This window comes from Microbulbifer donghaiensis (genome assembly GCF_900129095.1).
Lineage (GTDB): Bacteria > Pseudomonadota > Gammaproteobacteria > Pseudomonadales > Cellvibrionaceae > Microbulbifer > Microbulbifer donghaiensis.
The window spans coordinates 1,091,121-1,114,869 of the sequence record NZ_FQVA01000001.1 but is presented as its reverse complement, the minus strand read 5'-3'; the positions used below and the strand labels follow the sequence as shown (position 1 = coordinate 1,114,869).

Sequence of the window (23,749 nt, the reverse complement as noted above, 5' to 3'; positions counted from 1 at the left end):
AATTGACTGCGTGCCGAATAATTACCGAGGCCGCAGTGATAATCCTGAGTCATGCATTTGTCTTTAACTAAATGCATCGATTGGCCGCGCTATTTCCCCGCCGGAAGCCGATGGGCATCCAGATCCAATCTGCGCGCATGCCAGTACTTGTCCCGCCAATAGTAATCGGTCAGCCGTGAAATTGTTACGCCGCGTTTGGTCGAGGCGTGGAAAAACTGGTCGTCCTCGATATAGATGCCCACATGCCAGACTTTGCGGCCGGTCTTGAAGAATACCAGGTCGCCGGCGCGCAGCTCGCGGCGCTTGATGGCGTTGCCGAGCCTGGCCTGGTACTCGGTGGTGCGGGGCAGCTCGATACCGAGCTGATCGCGATAGGTGGCGTAAATGAGTCCGGAGCAGTCAATCCCGCGCTTACTCAGGCCGCCCAGCTTGTAACGGGTGCCTTTCCACTCCCGGTACTGGGCGTAGATCATTTTCTTTACTTGCGCTGTATCGGCGCGGGGTGGGGCATAGGCGCCCGGCGGCAGGGGTTCTGCGGTTGGCTGCTGGTATGGCGCGAGGCTGCAACCCGCTGTCGCGGCGGTTAGGAAGGCGATGAGGAGTAACAGCAGTTTCTTATACATAGGATCTTGTCGCGAAATAGCCCATCAGTTCCCCGGTCAGGCAGGCCCGAGCCCGGCGCCGGCCCCACCACAGGATAGACGGGGACACAGCGAAGTAGGCAGGGCCCGTGCCTGCCGTGGCTGACCCTCGCGAACCCGGCAATCAGTAAATGAGACAAAGGTACAGGTTTGAGCTGAATTTGAGCTGAACAGTTCCCTGTCCGGGTGTCTGCAGCCGGCGTCAGCGTGCGCTATTCAGGAGGGAGGGGCTGCCCTGGCGAAGCCTTATCGACCGCCGTTATTGCGGCGGGGCCGACCGCCGGGCCACGGGACCAGCCCGTGACTCAGGCGTCGGCGCTGCTCAATCAGGCCCGGGCGGGCGTCAGTTTTTCCGGCGAGTATTTTTTGTAGCAGTAGGCAATGCACAGCCAGGCGATCAGCGTGGGGAAGATGACCGTCTGCTCCAGCGTCAGGCCGACATTGATACCCAGCCGTACTACCGCCATCGCGGTGAACGTGAAGGCCAGGATCATGCGCGTCATATGCCGGCGAATCCAGTAATAGCGCTCCCGCTCCCGGTTTCGCAACAGCAGCAGGTCCTGGAAGAACAGAAATCCGAAAGTAGCTGCCAACAGGATCGGGCCAACCCTGGGTGCCGTATCGATAGATTGAAATCTAACAAATTGCATGGAGGCAAAAACACACAGGAGAAAGGGAATTACGATAAGCAAGCGGTCCCACAACTTGGCGAATTTCCGCCCGTTGCGGAATGCGTTTATCGCGCTGGGAATCAGGTAGATCACGGCGATCGACAGGACCAGCGCCAGGGGCAGGAACTTGTAGGCCATAAAGGCGAATGTCGACAGCGCCACCAGGATCATCAGGTAGGCAAAGACTTTCCCCGCCCTGATATGAATCGATGTTCCCTTCTGTGTCGAAAGGGCAACAATGCCTGCGCCAAAGGCAATAAAACCGAGTACCACATGGATGAAATAGCTGACCGGATCAAAGGGTTCCCAGATCATCTTGCACTCTCTATTGGATTTTATTCGAAACAGTAAGTTATCGATTTATCCGTGCTCCGGTCAATCAGTCGATAGCGCGGAACTTTGAATAAAAGTCAACAAGTTCACGTATGACTTTATTTTGCGCGACTTACAGTTGCTTGTTTAGCTATTTGTTTTTAGGTGTTAAAAAGCGCTGGGATCAGCGTGGATTTTCTTTGCCCTTATCGCGTAAGGCCAATCGGCTGGCAATAAACAGTAAAGAAAGAGTTTCCAGCACAATTTTCGCCATAGCTACAGGATAAAAATAGTCATCTCGCGACAACTGCTTGAAGCCATAAGTTTTCCACGTGTCCGCGGCCATAATAAATTTCGCGAGTTGATTTGGGCGTCAATGCTGGTGCTAATCAGTCTTTACGCAGAGTGTTATTCCCGGGTTCAGCGATTAAAGCTGAGCCATGGCTAAATGCTGGCGTGCGATAATGCTGTGACTTCGGTATTCTGTGATCTGCTGTACCCGTGCACACATTCTGTGTGCCTGTAGAAATTCTCTTTAATCAATAAAAAATAATCTTGTGTCCTTTCTGAGCATCCCGGCGTAGTTGAAACGCGCTTGAATTTTCTGTGTTTGCGCAGTCAGCGGTTAAGCAGGACACGTACAAATAGAGTGATATAAATGATGAACCTTCATAGAGGTATCAATCGATTTGTATGCGCGACTACTGTCTGTGTCTGTCTTGCGGGCGGAGTAGGGGCGAGCGCAGCCGAAGAGGTGGCGATTATCCAGCCCGGTTCACCAGGCGAGTCGGTACGGGAATTGACTGCGGACGAGGCCATCAAGATCGCCGTGACCAGCTACTCGCCGTACGACGTGCAGTTTATGCAGGACATGATCCCGCATCACCATCAGGCGCTGCAGATGGCAACGCTGATCCGCGAGCGCACCAATACGCCGGAGATCGTCGATCTGGCCGGCCGGATTGATGTGTCACAAAAAGACGAAATCCAGTTTATGCAGGAATGGTTGCGTGCGCGCGGCGAGACAGTGCCCAACCCCGAGCACCACCATGCCATGCAGATGGATCACCGCATGGCCGGCATGGCGTCGCCGGAGGAAATGCAGGCGCTCGCGGAATCGTCCGGCAAGGCTTTTGACAAAATATTCCTGAAACTGATGATTACCCACCACGAAGGTGCGGTGACCATGGTGAAGGAGCTGCATGAAAAACCGGGCTCGGCCTACGATCCATTCCTGTTCGAGTTCACCTCCGATATCACCAACGACCAGACGGCAGAAGTCGAGCGCATGAGCAAGCTCCTGGCCGGCCTGTCGGACGATCCCCGGGCCGGGCTGGCCGCGGGTTACGCCGATGCCGGCGAGGCGATCCTCAACCTGAAACACGAAGGACAGCTGCCCAAGCCCCCGGGCTTCTACGACCCGGAAAATGTGGTCGGGCTGCCACCGGAACAGCCTAAAAAAGAAGGCGAGAAGTCGGCAAAGGACAAGAAGAAAAAGGGCAAGGACGAGTGGGAGCGCTTTCCGTTCATGGACTTTGCCAACACGGATATCGCCTTCTTCGACGACATCATGGTGGCCGGCAGCTACCACGGCTTCAATATCTATCGACTGCAGGAAAGCGGCTTGCCGCAGCAGATCAGTTCGGTGGTCTGTCCCGGTGGGCAGGGCGATGTTTCCGTGGTCGGCGACCTGCTGATCATGTCGGTGGAGCAGACGCGCGGTCGCGTCGACTGCGGCCTGCAGGGCGTGAGTGACGACGTCAGTAACGAGCGTTTCCGCGGCCTGCGCATCTTCGATATCAGCGACCTGCAGCGCCCCATGCAGGTGGGCGCGGTGCAGACCTGTCGCGGCTCCCACACCCATTCGGTGGTGTCCGGTCCCGGCGAGGACGGCAAGATTATCGTCTACAACTCCGGCATTGCATCGGTGCGGGATGAAGAGGAGCTGCCGGGCTGTATCGGTGATATTCCCGGTGACAGCCGCACCGCGCTGTTCCGTATCGACGTGATTGAAATCCCCGTGGCAGACCCGTCCAGGGCGCGCATAGTGCACAGCCCGACCGTTTTTGCCGATCCCGAGAGCGGCACTTTAGCCGGACTGTGGCGCGGTGGCGACCACGGCGATGACACCCAGGAAACCAACCGCACCGACCAGTGCCACGATATTACCGTGTTCCCCGAACACAACCTCGCGGCGGGTGCCTGTTCCGGCAATGGCATCCTGTTCGATATCTCGGATCCCCTGAATCCCAAGCGTCTCGACGCCGTTACCGACAGCGGCTTCGCCTACTGGCATTCGGCCACGTTCAATAACGACGGCACCAAGGTGATCTTCACCGACGAATGGGGTGGCGGCGGCCGCCCGCGCTGCCGGGCCTTCGATCCGCTGGACTGGGGTGCCAACGCCATCTACGACATCGTCGATGGCAAGCTGCAATACCGCAGCCACTACAAAATGTCCGCGCCGCAGAGCGAGCAGGAAAACTGTGTGGCTCACAACGGCTCCATTGTGCCGGTGCCGGGCCGCGATATCTTTGTGCAGGCCTGGTACCAGGGCGGCATTTCCCTGATCGACTTTACCGACTCCGCCAACCCGGTGGAAATCGGCTACTTCGACCGCGGCCCGATTGATGCCGAGCACATGGTGCTCGGCGGCTACTGGTCGGTCTACTGGTACGACGGCAAGATCTATGGCACCGAGATTGCCCGCGGTATCGACGTCTTCTCGCTGCTGCCCAGCCAGTACCTGACCGCCAGCGAGGTCGGCGCGGCGGAGATCGCCGACCAGAACGATATCTTCAACCCGCAGCAACAGTTCCCGGTTCGCTGGCCGGCCAAGCCGGTGGTGGCCAGGGCCTATCTCGACCAGCTGCAGCGCAGCAAGGCGGTGCCCGATGCCATGGCCATCGAGCTGGCCGAAGCGCTGGACAGCTCTGAAGCCCTGCTGCAACAGCAGGCCAAAGACCGCAAGATTGCCGCGCGGCTGGTGATGCTGGCTTCGGCGACGGCGGTGAACAGGAAAGATGGGCAGGCAGAAAAGAAAACGGAGGCGTTTACCAAAACGCTGAAGGGGATTGCCCGGGAACTGCGTTGATCGCGCCGATTCGGCAGGACGCCGCTGGGGCAGCTGGCCCCAGCGGCGTATTCAGTTACAGGCGTGTCAGCGCATTGTTTAGGTGCTGTCCCAGCCGTTTATCAGCTAGAGAACCACTGTCTCTAAATGTGTCCTCGCCAGATCGCCAATTCTATGGAAGTAGTCATTGGTGATCCCGGTCGCGACAGGATGGCTGACAACAAGGTATAGCGTTTCACCGTTGAAAGCTTTGAATGCCGGTCTCCCCTCTATTTCTATCCCTGTAAGCTCGCAATCTGCAATTTTCCCCCAGTATTGACGGTACTCTGGATTGTTGCCGTAAAAGACCACCAGTTTCGGTTTGTACTTAGCTATTTTCTCCCGCAGCAGTTCGATACGAAGCTCCTGCAGGTGGGCCTTATACCGGTCGCGACTGGCGAGATAATCCAGAGCGGAGACTTCTGAATACAGCCAGTGTCCGACCGATGGAGAGGGTAGGGGGAAAAGCTCCAGCAGGCAGTTGTCGCCTCCCTGGCGGGCCAGTCTGTCTTTTTGGAATGCCTTAACACAATTGAGCGATAGTGGCTGTTGTTCGAGTGCCAGTATGATACGAATCAGCTTGTTCCAGGTTGGCTGGTTCTTGGGCGATTCGTCAAAAAAATATCCCATGCCGAACTTCTGGTGGTATTCCGCAACGTCTTCCACCACCTTGCAGCCGCCCTCGATCCAGTAGCTCAGTCGCGCCTGAATTTCCTCTACGGTATTGCCGCCACCTTCTTCCATCCCAATAAACCAGAAGTCACTTTCCAGGTTTCCATAACCCAGGAAAGTTTGCATAAATTGCTCTATCTGCTGGTCGTTGACTGTCACTTGGGCTCCTCAAGACACTTTAGTGGTTGGAGTAGTTCGTACTCTTGTAATTCTTATTCGGGGCAAGGTTCAACTGTATGGCTGGTCCGCGCGAGTTACCAACAGAATGTTGAACTCGCGCGACTTCCATACGCCATTAAAGGCAGGCCTTCCCGCTCCCTACACATTCAGCAGTAGGTGCTCGCGTTCCCACGGCGAGATTTCGCGGTGGAACTGGCGCAGCTCCTCCTTTTTGACTTCCGCATACAGCCGGCAGAAGTCCTGGCCGAGTGCCTGGTGGACCGGTTCCGCATTGGCAAAGATGCGCAGCGACTCGTCGAAGGTCGTGGGGATATAGGACTCGGCGCGCTGCCCGTCATCCAGTTCGCCTTCTGCCGGCGCGCCCGGCGCAATTTGATTCACCATGCCCAGGTAGCCGCAGACCAGGCTCGCGGCAATCGACAGATACGGGTTGGTGTCCACACCGATCACGCGGTTTTCCAGGCGGCGATCCTGAGCGCCGGAGTGCGGCACGCGCAGACCGGTGGCGCGGTTGTCATAGCCCCAGGCGAGGTTGGTCGGCGCACTGGAGTTGGCTTCCGATTCGAAACGCCGGTAGGAATTGACGTTCGGTGCGATAAACGGCATCACTTCCCGCAGGTGCTTCTGCGTACCGCCGATAAAGTAGCGGAACAGGTCGGTGGCATTGCCCTGCGCATCGGAAAAGATATTCTGCCCGCTGGCGATATCCACCACACTCTGGTGCACATGCATGGCGCTGCCCGGCTGGTCGCGCATCGGCTTGGCCATAAAGGTGGCGAACATATTGTTGTTCAGCGCCGCCTCCTTGATGATGCGCTTGAAATAGAAAACCTGGTCCGCCAGCAGCAGCGGGTCGCCGTGGGTGAGGTTGAACTCCACCTGGCCCGCGCCGTCCTCCTGGATCACCGAATCGATATGCAGGCCGGCGGCCTCGGCATAATCATAAATGGTATCGATCACCGGGCCGTATTCATCGACGGCGGACATCGAATAGGATTGCAGCGCCGTGCCGGAACGCCCGTTGCGGCCGACCGGCGGCTGTATCGGTTCGTTGGGATCGATATTCGGCTTGGTCAGGTAGAACTCCAGCTCCGGGGCCACCACGGGCTGCCAGCCGCGCTGTTCATATAAACCGATAACGTGCTTGAGGATATTCCGCGGCGCGCAGAAAATCGGCTTGCCGTCCAGGTCCTGCAGGTCGTGGATGATCTGCAGCGTTGCCTGTTTGGCCCAGGGCACCGCCATTGCCGTCGACATATCCGGCACCAGCACCATATCGCTTTCTGCCCACTGGTTGACGATGTCCATCTCCACATCCTGGCCGGTGATGGTCTGGTAAAAAATGGAAATCGGCAGGAAGATCGGCGTCTCCGGTGAGAACTTCTTCAGCGGCATCGCCTTGCCACGGGACATGCCGTTCAGGTCGGGAACGATGCACTCCACTTCATCCAGCCTGCGGCCATTGCGATAGGCCTGGAAGGCCGCGGGTAATTTGTCCAGCCAGGAACGACTTTCAGACTGACTCATGGTGACTCCGACAACAAAAGGGTAGGTGGCCATTGGCCATATGGTCCCGTATAGAAATGGTGCGGGAGGGAAGCTTACCGGGTATTGGTGGCTATGCCCATGACAACCTCCATGCTGTTGCCGTCCGCGCGCATCGAGAACGGGACGGACACTTGGATATCCGCAAGGCCGGCTTCCCTGAAGGCGTTTGCTATCTCTTCCCCGGTAAACCCCATGCCGGCGTCCGCGTTCTTTTTCAGCCAGTCCCACTGCACCAGGCGGCCGTTTTCTGTTAACAGTTGCTTGAGCAGCAGCAATGTCTTCTTGTAATCCGGCACAAACGCCAGCGCAGAGGAGGCGACGATCAGGTCAAACCTGGTCTGCAGGTGCTTGTTTTGATCGAGCAGACCCTGGGTTAACTCGGACTGGATGGTGATAACATTTTGCAGATGCTTGTCGTTTAACACCGAGATCATTTTCGCCGATGGGTCGAGGGCGACTATAGTGCTTGCCTGTGCAGACAGCTTCTCCGTCAATAAACCCGTGCCGCAGCCGAAATCCAGAATTCGGGCACCCTTACAGTCGATGGCATCTGTAAGCGATTGAAATGCGCGCTCCGCATAAGTGATGACGTCGCTATTGCTGTCCCATCCCTCAGCATAATCATCCCAGGTGTTGTTACTCATTACAGGTGACTTCTCCGTCTGTTAGTGAGTGCCAAACGCCACGGTGCTGAACTGGCGATAATGTAACCAGCAGTGCCGCATGGCATTTGCTCTGAATCATTGAATTTCGGCGGCGATTCGCTAACTTATCATCTCGCGCTCAAACACCTACCGCAATCGGCTGATCCGCATTATGGAACAAATCCTCTCGAACCCAATGGCCCTGTTAGTGATGGTGGGCATTGTCTCGATTGCGTGCCAGTACCTGGCGTTTATGCTCAAGTTACCCGCGATCCTGCCCCTGCTGCTGGCTGGCCTCGTGCTTGGGCCAATGACCGGCGTACTCGACCCGGATGCCCTGTTTGGCGATCTGCTGTTCCCGCTCGTGTCACTGGCGGTCGCGATTATCCTGTTTGAAGGGGCGCTGACACTGAAGCTTTCCGACCTCGCCGGGCACGGCACCATGGTGCGCAACCTGTGTACGCTGGGTGCCCTGGTGACCTGGCTGATCGCCACGCCCGCCGCCTACTATGTGCTCGGCATGCCCATGCAGCTGGCGGCGCTGTTTGGCGCCATTGTCACGGTTACCGGGCCGACTGTCATCGTACCGATGTTGCGTTCGGTGCGCCCCAATACGCGCATCTCCAATATCCTCCGCTGGGAGGGCATTGTTATTGACCCCATCGGCGCCCTGCTGGCGGTGCTCGTGTACGAGTACGTTGTTGCCGCGCAAGATGCGGTTGAACACACGCTGGTGACTTTGCTGAAGGTCGTGGGTATCGGCTTCGGGCTCGGCTCGCTGATGGGCTATTTCCTCGGCACACTGCTCAGGAACAACTGGGTGCCGCACTACCTGCGCAATACCGCGGTGCTCACGCTGATGCTCGGTGCCTACGCCGCTTCCGATCTGCTGTCCCACGAATCCGGCCTGCTCACGGTTACCGTGATGGGTATCTGGATGGCCAACATGAAGGGACTGGATGTCGACGATATTCTCGAGTTCAAGGAAACCCTCAGCGTGCTGCTGATTTCGGCGCTGTTCATCCTGCTTGCCGCACGGGTGGAGCTGTTCACGCTGACACAGTTGGGCTGGGGGGCGCTGTTGGTGTTGGCGGCGATCATGTTTGTCGCCCGACCGCTATCCGTGTTCCTGTCATCACCCGGGTCGGGCTTGAACTGGCGCGAGCTGGCCATGTTGAGCTGGATTGCGCCGCGCGGCATCGTGGCCGCCGCGGTGTCCGCGCTGTTTGCCCTGAAACTGGAGGCGTTCGGCCTGGTAAAATCCGAGCTGCTGGTGCCGATGGTGTTTCTGGTGATTATCGCCACCGTCGTACTGCAGAGCCTCACCTCCAAGACCATTGCCAAACTGCTGGGCATCCGCGCTCCCTATCCTAACGGTTACCTGTTGTTCGGCGGCAACAAGTTTGCGCGCTTGCTGGCAAAGGACCTGATGGAAAAGGACGTTCCCGTCATCATTGCGGATACCAACTGGGACGCCATACGCGAGGCGCGTATGGAAAATATCCGTACTTATTACGGCAATCCGATCTCGGAGCACGCGAGCCTGACCATGGATCTTTCCACGGTGGGCAAGGTGCTGGTGCTGTCGCCCTACAAGCAGCTCAATCCACTGGTGACTTATCACTTCGAGCACTTGCTTGGTAACGGCTCGGTGCTCGGGTTGAGCCACGGCGCACCGGAGGGGCGGGCCAGCCACCAGGTGTCGGAGGACTACGCGAAGAAACTGGAACTGTTCTCCGAGAGCGCAACCTACAGTCGCCTTGCCAGCCTGGTGGCGAAAGGCGCAGTTATCCGCACTACGCGCCTCACGGAAACCTTCACCATCGAGGATTACAACGAAACCTACGGCAACCGCGCCCTGCGACTCTATACGCTGGACCCGCAGGGCAAAATCCATATCTATACAAGCTCACACGACATTGCGCTGAAGGCCGACTGGCAGCTTGTCAGCCTTATCGCGCCGGAGGAGGGTGCGGAAAGGCCGACAGCGGGTGCGCCGCTGTCGTACGGCGATTCTTCTGCCGATTAGTCTCGAGACAAGCTTGAGACGGAGCTTTGATCGCGAGGCGCGCCTTGAGCCTGATTACTGGTCGGCCGGATGATTGACGCCGTCGTAGGTGGGAATGCCTTCAATCTTCAATGGATTTATACCTTCCAGGCAGGCGACATTAAAACCAAACTGATTGGGATTTGAACGCCTCTGGTGATGGGTATAGATACCGCAGATATCGCAGAAGTAGTGCCGGGCGGTTTTGGTGTTGAACTGATAGAGCTTCAGGTGCGCGGCGCCGTTCACAATCTTGATACCGTCTAGAGGTATCGAAGCGGCAATGGCTCCTCTCCTGCGGCACAGGGAGCAGTCACAGCGCCGCACATCCACCAGCCCCAGTGGTAAATCGAGTTCCAATTCGACAGTGCCGCAGTGGCAAGTCGCCCGATGTTTCGGCTGAATCGCGACTCCGTCGACTTCCATTAAGTTGATGCTCATTCCTTACTCCTCTCGCAATCCTGATTTCACTGGGTTTTTCTTTGCTGCATATCACAGTATTCGTTAAGCTTTGCATTCGATGATTATCGCGCCAACAGGAACTCTATCGATGGATTTTACCGGCTACCTCCGTGTACTCGCCAAAAATGATGGCTCTGACCTCTACCTCAGTACCGGCGCGCCGCCCTGTGCCAAGTTCCAGGGTGTACTGAAGCCCCTGAGCAAGGAACCCCTGGCGCCCGGCGAGATCGAGAAGATCGCCATGGAAATCATGGACGAGGAGCAGCGGGAGGAGTTCAAGCGCGAGCTGGAGATGAACCTGGCGATGACCATTCCCAGAGTGGGGCGCTTCCGCATCAACATTTTCTGGCAGCGCAACCAGGTCTCCATTGTTGCGCGTAATATCGTCACCGAGATCCCCAAGTTTGATGACCTGAAGCTGCCCCCCATCCTCAAGGATGTGGTGATGGCCAAGCGCGGCCTGGTGTTGTTTGTCGGCGGCACCGGTTCCGGTAAATCCACCTCGCTGGCGGCGCTGATCGACCACCGCAACACCAACAGCGGTGGCCATATCATCACCATCGAAGACCCGGTGGAGTATGTGCACAAGCACAAGAAGAGCGTGATCAACCAGCGCGAGGTGGGGGTGGATACCCGCAGCTTCCACGCCGCGCTGAAGAACACCCTGCGTCAGGCGCCGGATGTGATCCTGATCGGCGAGATCCGCGACCGCGAGACCATGGAGCACGCCATCGCCTTTGCTGAAACCGGCCACCTGGCGATTTCCACCCTGCACGCCAACAACGCCAACCAGGCCCTAGACCGGATCGTGAACTTCTTCCCCGAGGAGCGCCGCCCGCAGCTGCTGATGAGTTTGTCGCAGAATATCCGCGCGTTTGTTTCCCAGCGCCTGGTGCCCACCGTGGATGGCAAACGCTGTGCCGCGGTAGAGATCCTGCTGGGCACCCAGACCATTAACGAGCTGATCCTCAAGGGTGAGTTCCACTCTATCAAGGAGATGATGGAGAAGTCGGAAAATATCGGCATGCAGACGTTTGACGGGGCGCTGTTCAAACTCTACGTGGAGGGTCGTATCAGCCACGATGAGGCGATCCGCAATGCGGACTCGGCCAACAACCTGCGCCTGCGCATCAAGCTGTATGAAGAGGCCAGGAAGCCCAAAACCGCTGCAGCGGAAAAAGATGGTGACAGCAGCGGCAAGACCGGCGCTGGCCTTTCGTTATCCCTCGAAGCGCTGGAGGAGGAAGAAGAGGAGGCGGTGCATTACTGATGCACTTCCGTCCATTTGAGCTGGGGCGGCCAATGCCGTCCGTCTGTGGCTTCCTCGGTGCATGCTCCTCCGCAGTTAGCGGCTGTTGGAGGCGTTGAATCAACCAGGATCAATTGGCGGCAGGTCCAACGTTTACGGCATATTTGTTCAGGCAAATACGACGTCAAAATGCTGGTCTGACCCCATTTTTTTCCTCATTTGTTTTTCCATTTGTGTTGGCCTGCACCTCCCCAAGGGCCCTCCGGCAGCAAGCCGGGCCGCCTCATTATCATGCCCGGATTGACGCTATGCGTTCGTGTCGCATGAAATTGCACCAACAGTCGATCCGGCTGCCAAAACTTTACGCTGACCCCCATTGTTCCTGTTGGCCGGCCGGGGAGTGATCGAACATTCCCGGGCTAGGCTAAGATTTCCTATACGCTGGTGCCGCTGCGCCAGAGTACTGCGTCTCTGTCAGGCCGGGGTGAGAAGGTGGCGGCCGCGCCTTGGCAGGGGCGCCGATATCGTTGTGCCGGCCAGTACCCCGCTCGATATGGATCCGGAGAAGGTCTCCGAGATCAATGTCCTGAAAACCAATCTGCACGGAAAATTCACCCAACAGGCCGGCCCGGACGGCCCCAAGCAGGAGGAAATGAAGCAGTCGCACCCGGGATATCGCGAACAGATGCCAACAGCCTATCGAGACATGACGAAAATGTCGGCCGGGGCTGGATGCGAACAGGCCTATGTATCAGGAAACCCGAGTAGTGCAGGGACGCTGGCCGGGCAGCGGTTCTATCGAATATTCATCAGAGTTCGGGGCGAATATGAACAAGTTGAGCAGGCTCGGCTCCCCTGAGCAAAACGCGGTCAGGGCGAGCGAAGGTGAGGCGCCTATGCGACATAACCTGGGACGGGTGATTGCGATAATCGTATGTACCTGCATTGCCTTTTTACAGGCGGCCTCCGCGCAAGAGATTGACGAAGCCGATCGCGGTTACGCACTTTGTTCAGGGGATTCCCTGTCCGACTGTCCGGGCGGTGCGAAGCAAGCCCTGCAGGATCGTGGGATAAGCCTCGACGTCTGGCTGACACAGTTCTCCCAGGGAGTTACCGCTGGGGATGGCAGCAAGAGTTGGCAATACGGCGGCAAAGCAGATCTTATCGTCAACCTGGACATGTCGAAGCTGGGGCTGTGGAACGGCTTTTCGATCAATGTGCATCAGGAGGGGATTTTTGGTGAAGATGCCAACAACCCGGGTAGTGGCGAGCTATTTCCGTTCAATACGGCGCTCGCCTTTCCGCGACTCGGGGGCAGTGACGGCGAGACGGCGCTTACGCTGAAGCAGACCTTCGACGACCGCTCTTCGCTGGCCCTCGGCAAATTCAATATGCTCAGCGTCGCTGCCAAGAAACCCCTCGCCGGCGGCGGCGGTCTCGACACCTTCATGAATATCGCGCTCGCCGCACCGATCAGTGGGGTAACGCCGCCGTATCTGTTTGGGTTCATTGGCACGCACAAGACCGATCACGCAGCCCTTGCGCTGATGGTCTACGATCCCCGCAACGCCCAGGACAAGAATGTCATCGAGAATCCCTTCTCCGACGGCACGACCACAAGCCTCGCGGCGATGTTCCCGCTAACGATAGCCGGTGAGAAAGGTTTCTACAGCGTACGCGGTGTCTACAGTTCTAAAAGAGGACTGAACCTTGAGACCATTCCCGCGCTCATCGACCTGCCCCCCGAGGCCCAATCCGTTCTCGTGAAAAAAGGCTACTGGTACCTAAGCGCCGCTGTGCAGCAATATCTTTACCACTACCCGGGCAACCCGGACCTCGGCTGGGGCCTGTTTGCAGAAGGGGCAATTTCCGATGGCAACCCCAATCCACTGGAATGGCACTTCCTGGTCGGCCTCGCCGGGCAGGGGCTGTTCCCCAGCCGGACACAGGACCGCTGGGGCATCGCTTATTTTAAGTACGGCTTGAGCGAGCACCTGGTCAACGGGCTGGCACAGATCGGCTCCACCATGCCATTCGATCCGACATTTTTCATCGGTGCGGAGAGGGGCGTCGAAGCGTTCTACAACTTCTACGTGACACCCTGGCTGCGCCTCACCGGTGACGTGCAAAGGGTCAAGCCGCACGAGCTGAGTCGCGACGATGTTACTGTCGGGGCGGTGCGATTGCAGATCCGCTTCTGAGCTGGGGCGCGGTCGGGAAGATGCCTGCTCCACAGCTGTCGAATCTTTGCAATTGTTCTACCACCAGAAACCGTTAGCACAGGTTAACTGTGCGTATCTCTTACCCCTTAAGAAAAGCAAATATCGCTAACCAATACGGCGAGGCTCTATGTTACATTGCTCGCCCTCCCTCCACCGTCACACAGCGAGCACACACCATGAAGCCCTGGGTCGAACTCGGTACTGCCCACATTCCCAATGGCGGCGGCATACTCACACTGCGCCAGCGTGAACAGGAGTTCTCTATCTCCCTGTCTGGCCCCCGCGGCGAGTTGATGAACAGTCGCCGCTTTAACAGTGAGCGGGAGCTGTCGCTGCTGGGCTGCGCCCACCTGAAGCAGCACAGCAACGCCCGTGTGGTCGTGGGTGGCATGGGCATGGGTTACACGCTCGCCGCCGCCCTCGAGGTACTGCCGCCCGATGCAGAGGTTATCGTCGCCGACCTGATCCCGGAGGTAGTGGAGTGGAACCGCGGACCACTGGGCGCCTGTGCCGGCCGGCCCCTGGACGACAGCCGCTGTGCCGTGCATATCGGCGACGTGCGTGAACTGCTGGAAAAGGGTGACAGTGACTACGACGCCGTGCTGCTGGATGTCGACAACGGCCCCGAGGGGCTGACCAAGAGTGACAACAACTGGCTTTACTCACTTGAGGGTACCAGCTCTATCTACGAGAGTCTGACGCCAGGCGGCATGCTGGCGGTGTGGTCGGCGGGGCCCGACACAATGTATGTTCACCGGCTGAAAAAGACCGGTTTTGACGTCGAGGTCAAGACCGTGCGCGAGCGCCCCGGCAAGGGTGCGCGACATACCATTTTTCTGGCCAGGAAAACGAGCATGTGACGCGCAAGGAAAGAGGGGGGCGAATCAAATTTTGACGTGTGTCTGTCCTGGGTGGTTGGGTGCCAAAATGTTGATCTGAAGCCATTTGTTGCTAAATGGTTTCTCCAATAACACTCGCCAGGTTTTCGTGAAACACCAGACCGGCCAGGCCCTTGTCGATACAGGCATCCTTAAAGCGCTCTGTGCAGTACAGATGTGTGCAGGAATCGAATCCAGTCTTGAATACTGGCTTGGTACCCACTGACTCGGCCTGGAAACCCAGGCGTTTAATTCCTACTTCCCCGAATTCATCGTAGAGCTTTTCAGAAACCGCTTTATCTTCTTCGGCCATGGCATGAACGACAAACAGGTGAAACTGTTTGTCCTGATACTGGAACGGCAGGAACTCGCCAAACGGACTGATCAGGCCTTCGAGCGCGGACATGGCATTTGGGGACAGCGCCAGCGACGAACTGTTCCAGATATAGATGTCAGGGGCTTCTTCAATAACCCTGCTAGCGGTTGTCGTCATGTCATAGAAAACACCGTGACAATCGGGCCAGTGCTCGCCGATCGGCGCCGAGGCCTCCCTGAGCTCATCAAAGATATCGTCGTCATAGGCTTCGATGATCTTGTGAGAGTCGATCTCCAGCAGACCATAGACGCTGCTCAATTCCTGAAGTCTAAAGTATTTCATGCCAGTAATTTCATTTTCTCGTTATAGGCCAGCTGCTTCTCTTCACGCATAAACAGGATGCGGTCGCCTTCCTCCAGGTGTCTCCTGATCCGGCGAAGGTTTTGCACCAGGCTCTGCTGGTCATTCAAATGCCCGACATAGTCGACGACCATTTTCTCGTAGGCCAGCGTGTGGATGTTCGCATGTGGCAGCGCACGCGGAAAACGCCAGTGGGGAACATGGGCCAAGCTGGCGGGGAGGAAGACCCCGTTGTGCGGGTCGTTGATACCGATGCCGAGCATATGGAGCTTGGCCCGCGCCTGCAGCGAATTCTTGGTCGGCCGCCTCTCATTGGTGACCGGATCGCGCTCCTTCTTGCCTACGCCCATGACGATATGGTGGCAGCGGCAATACCTGTCTGGCTCCACATCGCCGATCGCGGCCATATTCTTGCGCAGTACCTCAGTGGGATGATGCGGCTCTGCTTTCATGGTTGCCCGGGCGGCTTTGGACACCGCTTTATCGCTGTCGAGCGCCTTGTTGTTGTGCGCCCTGTATTCTTGCAGTGCCTCCTGGTTGGCGACCTGTTCGGCGATGTCGGCTTCCACGGTCAGCTGGTTGTAGCGGAGCTTCAGGTCGGCGAGGCGATCGCGCAGCTCTTTATCGAGCGCCCGGCGCTCTTCCTGTGATCTGGCGACTTTAGCGCGGAGTTGGTGGTATTCACGCGCGGCGACTTCAAAGGCGGCCAGGGTGCGCTCAATGGGTTTCATCGGGTGGGGCATCGCGGAGTTCCTTTCCTTGGATGTGCTCGACCGATTGTACCGTTAGCCGGCAAGGGTGAGAATAGGGGGCTTATTTACGGAAATATATTTGAATATTGCTTCGATCAGGTGGGGTGAGATCAAGATGTTGGTATCGACCTGGATGGTTTCGGTTAATTCCAAAATGCCGATCAGACCCAAGTTATCTCTTGATTCCAATTATTTCTGAAGCAATTTTTCAGCCATTGCCCAGGAAGTGCAAGACACAGTCCGTGAATGCCTGGGGATCTTCCATATGTATGGAATGTGCCGCATCCTCGATAACGCGGATACTGGTACTCGGAATCGCCTGCAAAACCTCGATGCAGTCTTCAGGGGGAAATAGCAGGTCCTCTTTGCCGCTGATGATCAAAGTCTCTGCGTTAATGCCAGCTAGCTTTTCCCGACAGTTAAATTCCCTGATAGCATCGACCTGTTTTTCGAACGCCGCGGCGCTTTGCGGGTAGGGGTAGTCAACGGCAAAGCGCAGGGCATCAGTTAATGTTTCCCTGTCCTCAAAGAAGCGCCTGGAAAATATCCAGTAAAAGACGTTTCGAAACCAAAGCTCTGTGTTCATTCCCGATTTCAGATAGGAAACCCAATCGCGAAATAAGAGGTTGTTCCTGTCTGAATTAAACGCCGACGTTCCCGCCAGGACCAATTTGGCGACACGCGCTGGATAGCGGATGGCGCAATCCAGTGCGACAAAGCCGCCCATTGAATGGCCGAGCAGCGTGGCAGATGACAGGCCTAAAAAGTCGAGAAGGGCCATGCAATCGTCGGCTATGTGCCGGATGCTTGTGTCAATATCCTGCGGCTTTGTCCTGCCCGTGCCCCTGTTGTCCGGCAGGATAACCAGGTAGTGCCTGGACAGTTCCTCCACTAGCGGCTGCCAACTCTGGGAGTCGCTGGCCAGGCCGGCGATCAGCATCAGCGGCTGGCCCTTTCCGTGGCATTCGTAGTAGAGCTCAACGCCATTGAGTGTCATGGTAGGCATCTCGCTATAACCTCTGTGATTAAAAGGTTAACGCTATTGTAAATAGGCGCGAAAATAGGGGCGTGCTTCTCACAAGCCCATAAAGCTTGTTTAGCAACATTGCAAAATCAGCCAACTATTATCAAATTGATTTTGTTTGGCTTTATGCTCCTGAACCCAGAAATAGAGCATTCCACAGTCGCCCCACATAATGTCTAAATCGTCATCACTGTCAAACTGGAATAGCAATTTCCAATCTTTGGCGCCTGATGCCAGTTTCTTGCCTTCCTCACTGTTATATCCCTCAGCATTACCGACATAGATTCCATTTGAGGCCAGTTGTGAATCCAGCTCCATATAATTGCCCTGGACTGGAGACGGAAAACCTCCGACTTGATGGGAGGGCTCTTCATCTCCTTCGTTCAAGTCGATATATGCATCAATCTCTTCGTCTGAAAGGCCAAGGTCTTCTATGCTCGGGTCATCGTAGTTCGGTAAAACCTGTACCAGCTCAGGTTGTATATACAGCTCCCGAATTCTAAATTCATTCCCTAAGTCTTCGGGATATGAGATGTAGGTATCTGGCTCCGGTTGAAAGAGAATGCTCCACTTCCCTCTATCCTTTGGGTCGAATCCCCACGGCATTTCGATGACATCGTAAAAAAACAGCAGCAAACCTTTATCTTCCAGCCAGTCATACTTATGGGCACTGGAAATCTCCGACAAATCTAACTGAGCCAAGAACGCCATAGGTTTTCCGTTGCTTCGAGGCCATTCAAAGCTGCTTGAGTCGGCAAAAGGCAGTCCGCCAAATTTTGAATTCTTTACGGCTGATGTTTTTTTGAGTCGTACAGCGGGACGCCTCAAGCTCTCTAGTTTTGGCTCCAGCGACCTTGTTACTTCATCCCAATCGATTGTTGGTTTCCCGCCAAATAACTTTCTAAACAGTTCCATGATCATTTCTCGAGAGGATTTGCTTTCCGCGGAGGTCCGAATGGGCGCAGCAACCTACTTGCGATAGATGTGAGCACAGCGAGTCAGGCGCCCGCAGGGCGCGCGCTGACCGGTCTTGATACGTGCTTTGTGGTGTATGCGCTATTTTACTTTGGCTATGCCAATAAAAAGACATATCGCACCACCGATCATTCCACCCCACGCCTCGATGGGGGTATCCCCACTCAGAGCCCTGGTGATTTGTGAGCTTGCCGAATCGTAAATATCGTAACCCCAGATACCCAGAGCCACTCCGGCCATGATGAGTCCAATTCCGATAATTTTATTGTTCATATGCCAACCAAAAGTATTGATTTATAGAGATTTTGATAATTTTAAAAATTTTTGTCACATGACTGCTTTGCAGGACGTGTGATCTTGTGCGCGTCCCAGTCAAACATGTTGGGCGTGATAAATGTGGTCAGGTAGGTGTTTCGGCATGAAATTCTTCCGATAAAAGTAACGCCATAAAGTTGTTCTGACCCCATTTATTCAGTATATCCCGGGAATCAACCGATAGCGCACGCGTCGTGCATAGTCTCGATAGCCTGGCAACTCTTCCTGTAGTATCTGGTCTTCAAGTGCGGTTCTAATCACCGTGATGATTGTTGCCAGCGCCGCAGGAATCAGTGCCCACACCGAGCCCAGCGCAAGAACAATACCGAACAGTGGGAAAATATTTCCAGCATAACCCGGGTGCCTCACAAACCGGTACGGGCCGCTGTCACACACCACATGCCCTCGATCCGTCCGAATACACACCACGCTGAAGAAAAAGCGGTTCTCTGCCAATGCCCAGGCAGCGAAAGCGTATCCGAGGGCGATCAATGTGAAGCCAATCACGATGAGCCATAGCGGGAATTCGGGGGACCAGTTATAGCGGTGGTCCAGCCCCGCCACAATGACCATAGGGAACACGAGGCTCACCGCCATCAGCGGAGCAAGCACTTTGTCCCAGACTTTTGCGTTTTGGAAATTTTCAATATTTTGTCGTTCGGCCATTAATCCGGGGTGTCGCTGTTCCGCCCACATGCGCCCTCCTATACCAGCGGCAAAGATCAGTAGGGAATAGAGCCACGCCTGCCACCAACCGAGATCCCCACCGCATATCAATAGAATCAGCGGGATAAAGAGATATACCAGAACTAATCTGATCCACTGGCGAGGGGATACTGTTTGCGCTGCCTCGTCATTAACCGTCTTCGCTGACATGTCATTCCCCACAACAAAACGGATTTGAGTGTGTGCCTAACGCCCCGATTAGCCGTCGAAAGAAGCGTAGCGTATTGAGACTAGATTGATTGACTCGTCAGGCTGGTTTTGGCAATAAATAGATATCTCTGCTCAAGCCATCGCTAAATTCTTGCCGCCTGGATGTTGTACCGCCCAGTTTTTCTACTAAAGCGCGTGCAGCAATATTTTCATCATTCATATAGGATTCAACTTTGTCCCATTTGAATTCGTTATACGCATGCAGTAAGGCTGCTCTAGACGCTTCCGTGGCAATACCCTTGCCACGGCCCTCAGGCATTACCCACCAGGTGAGTTCTCTGGGCCAGTCTCTTCCTTGCCAGTAGCCGCAGGTGCCAATCAGGCTGTTATCGGCCTTCAGCTGGATAACCCAGACGCCAAAGCCGAGTAAATACCACGAGCCGAGATCGGCCTTCAGCCTAGCCCAAACCTGTTCTCTACCTATGGGGCCACCATACATCTTTGATGCTTCTGGATCGGTGTAAAACCGCTCATACACGTCAAAGCTATCTGGGCTGGGTGGGATTAATCGGAGTCGCTCTGTTTCTATTGTCGGTATCATTTTCGTCTAGTTTGCTTAACGCCCATTGTAGGAGCAGCGGAAACGTAGTGTAGGCTGCCTTGCGTAGGCCGCGCTATTTTGCGGTCGGGATGCGATAAATAGGGTCGGGCAATGTTTTGGCCATGCTTGTTTGGACTGTTTCAATGCCAAAATTTTACTCTGACCCCATTTACTCTTCGGCGGTGCTCCATCTGCCACCGATAAAGCATCACCGGATGTATTCCGAGGGATTCTGCCACATCCTTTGATCTAACGTCAGGATGATTGGCCAACTTAACGGCTTGAATCTTGTAAGCCAACGTATAGTGGTCGTAATTTATCTTTTTTGTTTGTCCAATTCTGGCCCTCTTTCATGAACAGTAAATACCGTCCACGAAAGTGATTACAGATCGGCGCGCGTTTTTTGTACATTCCAGTCCAACTTATTGGGCGGAATAAGTGGGGGCTGCGGCATGAAACTCTCCAATATAAAATGACGCCATAAAGTTGATCTGACCCCATTTATTTCAAGAGCTTTAATACACAAACCTTACAGGAACAAGTGGTGCATCAATGTCTAAAGCTATAGATAGCCTATGATGGCCATCTCTAATTTTATCTTGCCCATCACTAGTTCGGTTAAGCATCAATAGGATTGGATTGCTCTCAGAGAAGCCATGTTTTTTAATACTTTCTAAAAGTTGATCGTATTTTTTTTGTCTTTCTTCTTTGGATAGAGTGTTGCGAGTCGGGCAAAATTGATAGCAATTATTGCGATTCATTTTATTAACCTGAACTCCCAAATCGACTAATTCCTTTGGTCTCAGCCAGTATACATTGCTCGATTGGTTGCGAATGGTTGACCTCATTTAAATTCCTTGCAGGTAATGAATAGGGCCGGATCAAACTTTTAACGCAAGTTTTATATAATGATTCAGTGCCAAGATTTAGATCTCAATTAATGAGTTCTGTAGCCCAAATTATTTCCGTCAATATTTATACTTACTTTGTGAGTCGTAGGTTTGGATAAACTGACGTAAGGGGATTATCGAGTGAGTCGCAATCCTCTATGGATTTTCTTGCCGCAGTCGCTACTTCAGCTTTATATGTTTCTAGCATTGGAACCAAAGAGTAAATGTCTGTGCAGTCCAAAACTAGAGTTCTGAATTGGCTAATGTCGAATGGGATTTTATCGCCCTTCCGTATTACCTGGACTGTAGGTAGGCGTGCTGCGTGGCGTAAGGCTAATTCGTAGAAAACATTCGGATTGCTAAATGATAGGTCAACTACTACCAGTCTGGCGTTTAATATATATTCAATCACTTGGTTGGTAATCAGGCCAGGTGTTTCAATGCCATCTGCCCTAACGACTTTTAGTCCAAGCTGTTCAATGGCAGGTTCTATAATTGATCCTAAAAAAAGGTCGGAGTGCTTTCTTTGTTCAGATCCGTCCTCTCCGATTGGTGTTACGTAGAAGCAGACGCTGTCATAATAAGAGTTTCCGGAAGTTATAATTCCAGAATAATCTTGCCCAGTTGCAGCCGGTAACGAGGTGGATCTCTGGATGGCGCCATCGGTGCTTAAGCCTTCGAGTGCATGGTCGACTTCTATTAATCTTTGGGCGCCAGAAAGAGTTTTAAGTAGACCGACTTGTTCAATGTTTACTATAAATGTATCTACGACGGCTGCTCTGTCTTCACTGTCGACTTCTTGATCTTCGAGAGCGTCTATGAGTACGGCGTGCTGGGGAAGCTTATTTCCTTTGAAATGCTCGTAAAGATAGTTGAAAGTCTCAACATCAAGTACTGCTAAGCTTATAGCCGCCTTAGCTTTCTCATACTCGCTAAAGTCATCAGAAGTTACTTTGTGACCGAGGTCGGTCAGCTGTAAGAACTCGGAGCTGGAGCTGCCGCTGATAAGTCCGTATTTCGCTGCATTAGTTACCCAGGTTCTTGAAGGTCCGCTTTCCGAGGCCTTACTTATGAGGTCGAATAAAGTGATTCGCCGAATTTTTTGATTGCCCGAATTTTTCTGAATGGCCTTTGCAAGCGCCAGGGCATCTTCGAATGAACATGTCGGGTACTTCCTTACTTTACGCGTACGGCGCTTTTTCTTCACCGGAGTTGTTTCACTTTTCGACTCGATCTGGTTTCCTCGTTCTATTCCTTCCATTAGTTTCTCCTTAGCTTTCGGTTTTCTTCTATCTTGAGTTCGGCGTCGTTTATCTATTTAGAAAAATAAAGTTTTTCTCATGCCAATTTTTTTTCCTATAAAAAAAGCGGGCATAACGCCCGCTTTCAATACCTCTCTTCCTGTGAGCGACTACTTGTTGTAGTTGTCCCTGCTTATTGCTTCTTGGTTGTTCTTACCATTGAAGCGCACCACCGGTCTGGTATTCGATAACCCGCGTTTCGAAGAAGTTCTTCTCCTTGCGCAGGTCCATGATCTCGGACATCCAGGGGAAGGGGTTCTGGGCGCCCGGGAACTGTTCTTTCAGGCCCAGCTGGCTGAGGCGGCGGTTGGCGATGAAGTGCAGGTATTCCTCCATCATGGCCGCGTTCATGCCGAGCACGCCGCGCGGCATGGTGTCGCGGGCGTAGGCCACTTCCAGTTCCATGCCTTCCAGGATCATCTGCGTCACTTCCTGCTTGAACTCTTCGGTCCACAGGTGCGGGTTTTCCAGTTTGATCTGGTTGATGACGTCGATACCGAAGTTCAGGTGCATGGACTCGTCGCGCAGGATGTACTGGAACTGCTCGGCAACGCCGGTCATCTTGTTGCGGCGGCCCATGGACAGGATCTGGCTGAAGCCGCAGTAGAAGAAGATGCCCTCGGTCACGGCGTAGAAGGCGATCAGGTTGCGCAGCAGTTCCTGGTCGGCTTCCGGGGTGCCGGTCTTGAAGGTGGGGTCGCCGATGGACTGGGTGTGCGACAGGCTCCAGGCGGCTTTCTTGGCCACGCTTGGCACTTCGCGGTACATGTTGAACACTTCACCTTCGTCCATGCCCAGGGACTCCACACAGTACTGGTAGGCGTGGGTGTGGATGGCTTCCTCGAAGGACTGGCGCAGGATGTACTGGCGGCACTCTGGGTTGGTGATGTGGCGGTAGATGGCCAGCACCAGGTTGTTCGCCACCAGCGAGTCGGCGGTGGAGAAGTAACCCAGGGAGTATTCCACGATGCGACGCTCGTCCTCGGTCAGACCCTCAGGGTCTTTCCACATGGACACGTCTTTGTTCATGTTGACTTCTTGCGGCATCCAGTGGTTGGCGCAGCCGTCCAGGTATTTCTGCCAGGCCCAGTCGTACTTGAAGGGCACCAGCTGGTTCAGGTCGGCGCGGCAATTGATGATACGCTTTTCGTCTACCTGGATACGGGCAGCGCCCATTTCCAGTTCTTCCAGACCCGGGGCCGGGTCCAGCTCGGCTACGGCGGCCCGCGCCGCTTCAACCGCGGAAGTGGCTTCCGCAGGAGCAGCTTTGGATTGGGCCGCGGGCGACGCCGGAGCGCTGTGCGCCTCGTAAGAGGCCGCGGATTCGGTTACTTCTTTCTGCAGCGTCTCCGGCGCCGGTCGCGGTTCGGCGCTTTTCTTGGTTTGTTGGGGCTGTGTGTCGAAGTCGTCCCAGCTCAGCATAGTCGGCCCTTTTAATTCGTCTTTCTTTCTGTCGTGTTGGTGTTCGAGTTTGCTTGCCGGGCGCTATTTCGGCGCGCGGCGCCCCGAATGGAGTTCGGGGGACTGGGGAAAAAGGATTGAAAATTTTTGCCCCAGTGTGCCGGCGCGACGGCGCCAGCTGCAAAATTGTCATGCGGGTATTTTTACCCCGCGTTGGCACAGGGACTCCTGCGCCAGATCAATTTTTTGTTTTTCTTTTTTTCTTTTTCTTTTTTCACTTCTCGCCAGGGAGCGTTTGAG

23 protein-coding genes are annotated in these 23,749 nt (G+C 54.9%); 6 read left to right on the top strand and 17 right to left on the bottom strand.

Features of this window, described 5'->3' with window-relative positions; genetic code table 11:
• Positions 1-89: 89 nt before the first annotated feature.
• Both BUC36_RS04715 and BUC36_RS04710 read right to left on the bottom strand, forming a co-directional pair.
• Positions 90-623 carry an NlpC/P60 family protein gene (locus BUC36_RS04715; RefSeq protein WP_073272134.1) on the bottom strand — a complete coding sequence of 178 codons (534 nt, stop codon included), beginning with the start codon at positions 621-623 and terminating at the stop codon, positions 90-92.
• 344 nt (positions 624-967) lie between these two features.
• Entirely contained in the window at positions 968-1,627 is a 660-nt protein-coding gene (locus BUC36_RS04710) for a DUF2306 domain-containing protein (protein ID WP_073272131.1), read from the bottom strand.
• A gap of 751 nt (positions 1,628-2,378) precedes the next feature.
• Here BUC36_RS04710 and BUC36_RS04705 point away from each other — a divergent pair.
• Positions 2,379-4,718 (top strand): DUF305 domain-containing protein, encoded by a 2,340-nt coding sequence (locus BUC36_RS04705; protein WP_234994885.1) that lies wholly within the window; start codon positions 2,379-2,381, stop codon positions 4,716-4,718.
• 105 nt (positions 4,719-4,823) lie between these two features.
• Here BUC36_RS04705 and BUC36_RS04700 read toward each other — a convergent pair whose 3' ends face one another.
• From BUC36_RS04700 to BUC36_RS04690, 3 genes are all read right to left on the bottom strand, one after another.
• Positions 4,824-5,567, bottom strand: a complete 744-nt coding sequence (locus BUC36_RS04700; RefSeq protein WP_084535619.1) for a hypothetical protein — start codon at positions 5,565-5,567, stop codon at positions 4,824-4,826.
• A gap of 159 nt (positions 5,568-5,726) precedes the next feature.
• The gene (locus BUC36_RS04695; RefSeq protein ID WP_073274580.1) at positions 5,727-7,115 is read right to left on the bottom strand and encodes a glutamine synthetase family protein; all 1,389 of its coding nucleotides are present in this window, start codon (positions 7,113-7,115) and stop codon (positions 5,727-5,729) included.
• 74 nt (positions 7,116-7,189) lie between these two features.
• Complete coding sequence (locus BUC36_RS04690; protein ID WP_073272128.1) at positions 7,190-7,780, bottom strand: class I SAM-dependent DNA methyltransferase; 591 nt, start codon at positions 7,778-7,780, stop codon at positions 7,190-7,192.
• Positions 7,781-7,952: 172 nt separating this feature from the next.
• Here BUC36_RS04690 and BUC36_RS04685 point away from each other — a divergent pair, with 172 nt between their 5' ends.
• Positions 7,953-9,809 carry a cation:proton antiporter gene (locus BUC36_RS04685; protein ID WP_073272122.1) on the top strand — a complete coding sequence of 619 codons (1,857 nt, stop codon included), beginning with the start codon at positions 7,953-7,955 and terminating at the stop codon, positions 9,807-9,809.
• A 54-nt stretch (positions 9,810-9,863) separates the two neighbouring features.
• On the opposite strand, the gene BUC36_RS04680 is transcribed toward BUC36_RS04685, so the two are convergent.
• On the bottom strand, positions 9,864-10,268 hold the full coding sequence (locus tag BUC36_RS04680) for a GFA family protein (RefSeq protein WP_073272119.1): 405 nt from the start codon (positions 10,266-10,268) through the stop codon (positions 9,864-9,866).
• Positions 10,269-10,377: 109 nt separating this feature from the next.
• On the opposite strand from BUC36_RS04680, the gene BUC36_RS04675 reads away from it, so the two are divergent.
• From BUC36_RS04675 to BUC36_RS04660, 4 genes are all read left to right on the top strand, one after another.
• The gene (locus BUC36_RS04675; protein ID WP_073272116.1) at positions 10,378-11,559 is read left to right on the top strand and encodes a PilT/PilU family type 4a pilus ATPase; all 1,182 of its coding nucleotides are present in this window, start codon (positions 10,378-10,380) and stop codon (positions 11,557-11,559) included.
• 508 nt (positions 11,560-12,067) lie between these two features.
• Positions 12,068-12,397: a hypothetical protein gene (locus BUC36_RS18960; RefSeq protein ID WP_234994884.1), complete on the top strand. Its 330-nt coding sequence runs from the start codon at positions 12,068-12,070 to the stop codon at positions 12,395-12,397.
• 37 nt (positions 12,398-12,434) lie between these two features.
• A complete protein-coding gene (locus tag BUC36_RS04665; protein ID WP_159435981.1) occupies positions 12,435-13,739 on the top strand; it encodes a carbohydrate porin in 1,305 nt (434 codons plus the stop codon).
• 197 nt (positions 13,740-13,936) lie between these two features.
• Positions 13,937-14,620, top strand: coding sequence for a spermine/spermidine synthase domain-containing protein (locus BUC36_RS04660; RefSeq protein ID WP_073272108.1), 684 nt, complete (start codon positions 13,937-13,939; stop codon positions 14,618-14,620).
• Positions 14,621-14,711: 91 nt separating this feature from the next.
• On the opposite strand, the gene BUC36_RS04655 is transcribed toward BUC36_RS04660, so the two are convergent.
• From BUC36_RS04655 to BUC36_RS04605, 11 genes are all read right to left on the bottom strand, one after another.
• Entirely contained in the window at positions 14,712-15,296 is a 585-nt protein-coding gene (locus BUC36_RS04655; RefSeq protein WP_073272105.1) for a hypothetical protein, read from the bottom strand.
• Positions 15,293-16,057 carry an AHH domain-containing protein gene (locus BUC36_RS04650; RefSeq protein ID WP_084535612.1) on the bottom strand — a complete coding sequence of 255 codons (765 nt, stop codon included), beginning with the start codon at positions 16,055-16,057 and terminating at the stop codon, positions 15,293-15,295. Before BUC36_RS04650 ends, BUC36_RS04655 begins: the two co-directional genes overlap by 4 nt.
• Before the next feature lie 217 nt (positions 16,058-16,274).
• The gene (locus tag BUC36_RS04645) at positions 16,275-17,063 is read right to left on the bottom strand and encodes an alpha/beta fold hydrolase (protein ID WP_200797182.1); all 789 of its coding nucleotides are present in this window, start codon (positions 17,061-17,063) and stop codon (positions 16,275-16,277) included.
• Between the two features lie 99 nt (positions 17,064-17,162).
• The gene (locus tag BUC36_RS04640) at positions 17,163-18,005 is read right to left on the bottom strand and encodes a YwqG family protein (RefSeq protein ID WP_159435980.1); all 843 of its coding nucleotides are present in this window, start codon (positions 18,003-18,005) and stop codon (positions 17,163-17,165) included.
• Positions 18,006-18,146: 141 nt separating this feature from the next.
• Positions 18,147-18,338, bottom strand: coding sequence for a DUF3185 family protein (locus BUC36_RS04635; protein WP_073272100.1), 192 nt, complete (start codon positions 18,336-18,338; stop codon positions 18,147-18,149).
• A gap of 198 nt (positions 18,339-18,536) precedes the next feature.
• Entirely contained in the window at positions 18,537-19,256 is a 720-nt protein-coding gene (locus BUC36_RS04630; protein ID WP_073272095.1) for a methyltransferase family protein, read from the bottom strand.
• 97 nt (positions 19,257-19,353) lie between these two features.
• A complete protein-coding gene (locus BUC36_RS04625; protein ID WP_073272092.1) occupies positions 19,354-19,857 on the bottom strand; it encodes a GNAT family N-acetyltransferase in 504 nt (167 codons plus the stop codon).
• Between the two features lie 140 nt (positions 19,858-19,997).
• A complete protein-coding gene (locus BUC36_RS19370; RefSeq protein ID WP_143186882.1) occupies positions 19,998-20,156 on the bottom strand; it encodes a transposase in 159 nt (52 codons plus the stop codon).
• Positions 20,157-20,372: 216 nt separating this feature from the next.
• The gene (locus tag BUC36_RS04615; protein WP_073272089.1) at positions 20,373-20,705 is read right to left on the bottom strand and encodes a ParB N-terminal domain-containing protein; all 333 of its coding nucleotides are present in this window, start codon (positions 20,703-20,705) and stop codon (positions 20,373-20,375) included.
• 133 nt (positions 20,706-20,838) lie between these two features.
• Positions 20,839-22,008 carry a hypothetical protein gene (locus BUC36_RS04610; RefSeq protein WP_073272087.1) on the bottom strand — a complete coding sequence of 390 codons (1,170 nt, stop codon included), beginning with the start codon at positions 22,006-22,008 and terminating at the stop codon, positions 20,839-20,841.
• A 193-nt stretch (positions 22,009-22,201) separates the two neighbouring features.
• The gene (locus BUC36_RS04605; protein WP_073272082.1) at positions 22,202-23,470 is read right to left on the bottom strand and encodes a ribonucleotide-diphosphate reductase subunit beta; all 1,269 of its coding nucleotides are present in this window, start codon (positions 23,468-23,470) and stop codon (positions 22,202-22,204) included.
• Between the last annotated feature and the right edge of the window lie 279 nt (positions 23,471-23,749).